The sequence below is a fragment of the Bathymodiolus platifrons methanotrophic gill symbiont genome, assembly GCF_002189065.1.
GTDB lineage: Bacteria > Pseudomonadota > Gammaproteobacteria > Methylococcales > Methylomonadaceae > Methyloprofundus.
The window spans coordinates 1-2,832 of record NZ_BDMN01000032.1 but is presented as its reverse complement, the minus strand read 5'-3'; the positions used below and the strand labels follow the sequence as shown (position 1 = coordinate 2,832).

1 protein-coding gene is annotated in these 2,832 nt (G+C 39.6%); it reads right to left on the bottom strand.

From position 1 onward, the window contains the following. Positions 1 to 470 precede the first annotated feature (470 nt). Complete coding sequence (locus tag CDZ78_RS02325) at positions 471 to 2,705, bottom strand: protein-disulfide reductase DsbD (protein WP_087868517.1); 2,235 nt, start codon at positions 2,703 to 2,705, stop codon at positions 471 to 473. Positions 2,706 to 2,832 lie beyond the last annotated feature (127 nt).

Here is a 2,832-nt window from a genome sequence, read left to right as displayed (position 1 = left end):
GACTATTTTTTTCATATAGTTGTAGCATAGTTTCAATTTTACCATAAATAATTATTGGGAAACTTCAGTATTAACATAATCCCCCTCTTTAGTTAAGGAGGGGCTAATGCTACTTACTTAAGAATTTATTGATTAAATTTCAATAAGATAAGGAGTAGGTTGGGTTAGATTTTTTTACAAAGTAAAAAAACGTAACCCAACAACACGCTGATTTACATGAAAATGTTGGGTTACGTTATCTGCACTTTGCTTGATAAGTTAACCCAGCCTACTTCTGTAAGCTGATGTTTAATAAAGCATTATTATTTAAGTAAGCAGTGTCAGGGTCAGGGGCGGTTTGATGAATAAGAAATATTATTATAATTATCAATGGCCTATGTTTTTATACGATCCCCCCTTCACAAGGGGGGAGGTTAAAAGCACATACTTTCACAGCCTCTGAAGTCCGCTCGACAGAATATATATTAGCCTTATTCTAGTTTAGACAAGTGCTTCAAAAAGGTCTTGGGTCCCTGAAAACCAATGACTCTAGCAGTCGTCTGTTCTTGCTGGTTCAGGTTAAAAAATAAGATGGCTGGCGGGCCAATTAAATTAAAGTGTTTTAATAGTGCCTTATCATCAACATTATTTTTTGTAATATTAGCCTGCAATATGTGAAAACGAGATAGCGCCTGTTTTACCTCTGGGTTACTTAAGGTATAGGCTTCCATTTCTTTACAGCTAATACACCAGTCAGCATAAAAATCCAGCATTACCCATTGTTCATTTGTATCCGCAATCTTAAGTTCATTTTTTAATTCTGCTAATGATGTTATACGTTTAAAGGCGGGAGGGCTATCTTCTTGTTGATTAGATGACCTAGCAGCGAGACCTTTTAATGGTTGTAAGGGGTTAATATTTCCTGCACTTAGACCGATTAAAATAAGCAGGCCATAGCTAAATAATATAACGCCTAAACCTTTCCATAGTTTATGCCAGCCACTATCAACTTCAGGTAATGGGTCTAAAACGCGTAGATAAATAGCAGGGATAATGCATAACATGGCCCAGAATAGCATGGTCAATTCAGCTGCGATAACACGCTCCAGCATCCAGGTGGCGACGGCCAGCATAATGACGCCAAAAATGGCTTTGCTGGCATTTAGCCAGTGCCCAGCTTTAGGTAATAAGCTACCTGCAGAAGCTCCGATAATCAATAGTGGAACCCCCATGCCAAAGCCCATAACAAATAAAGCGGAACCACCTAAGAGGACATCACCAGTCTGACCAATGTACATAAGCGCAGCCGCTAGAGGAGCGGCAACGCAAGGGCCAACAATGAGAGAGGAAAATACACCCATAATGGCGGCACCAATAAATGAGCTATCACGATGCTTATCACTAACATTATGTAATCGAGTCTGTATTGATTTTTGTAATTCCAGATTATAAAAACCAAACATCGATAATGATAGAGCTATAAAAATACCGCTAAATAAATAGATAATCCAGGGGGCCTGAAAAGTTGCCTGAAGGTTACTACCAAATAGAGCCGCTAGCACACCAAAAACAGTATAGGTAACAGCAGATGCGAGGACAAAACTGAGAGATAGAAAAAAAGCCTTACGATGGGTAATGTCCTTGCCCTGGCCAACAATAATGCCGGATAAAATAGGGATCATTGGAAACACGCAAGGTGTAAAGGCTAATAGCAGGCCAAAGCCTAAAAAGCTCAGCAAGGTCAGGGCAAATGAATCTTGCTGTAAAGAATTAACAATAAGGTCCTGATCAGATGCAGAAGCATTGTTTACCACTTCAGGGCTAGAGAGGGCGGATGCCGAAATAGCGGGCAACAATAAGCTAATTGTTTTTTCCATTGGTGGGTAGCACACCCCACGCTCTGCACAGCCTTGAAATTTAGCTTTAAGTCTTATGCTGTATTTTTCAGGATTACTACGAGCTAAAGGCACATCGAAACTGAGATCATCATGCAAAATTTCTACATCGCCAAAAGCCTCGTCATACATTGCCTCGCCGTGAGGAATCTCAAAGCTAAGTACTTCGGTGTCATCAGCGCCTAATAATTGTACTGCAAATTTTTCTCGATACAGGTAATAGCCTTTGGCGATGCGCCAATGCAGGTTCAAAGTTTGAGCATCTTTTACTGAAGCAAAAAACTGAAAAGCCTCATCAGCAGGTAATAATTCATCAGTAAATAGCTGTAAGCCTAAGTCAATTCTCTTACTTAATTGATTTAATGGATTAAATCCGCTGTTAGTCTGTTGAACCGTAATGGCTGGTAACTGAATGCTTAGAAGTGTTTTCTGCGGAGGATAGCAAAGTCCTAAGTCCGCACAACCCTGATGCTTGATTAAGAGTGAAAACGGCAGTGCAGAATCAGGGCGCTTTAAAGTTAACAGACTTTGTATTGAATTACGATAAATCTGAACATCGCCAAAATTTGGATCATTTTTTATCTGCCCTTTGGGTAAATCAGCCTGTGCAATGCTTACCGAATCAGTTTTAGAGGTAAAAGAAATTTTCTTGCGATATAAATAATAACCCTCTGCAATTTGCCAGGAAACTTTTACATTGCCATCGGCGGTAGTTGAAGTAGTGACTTTAAATGCCTGATTAGCTGGTAATAGTTCATCGGGATTAATGGCATAAGCCCATTGGCTAACAAGAACAAAAAAACAGGTGAAAGTTATTTTTAAGTAGTACATGATGTTATTCAGGTTCTGTCGCAAGGACTTATTATGCCGGTAAAGATTGGTCATAACCGACCTTTATGCAGCGAATGAATAAAACTGTCCTGCAGGAGACAAACCATCCCCTCCGAACATTTGTCCT

Excerpts from the sequence above, each read along its gene's own strand:
- CDZ78_RS02325 (WP_087868517.1), bottom strand. The coding sequence starts at position 2,705 with ATGTACTACTTAAAAATAACTTTCACCTGTTTTTTTGTTCTTGTTAGC.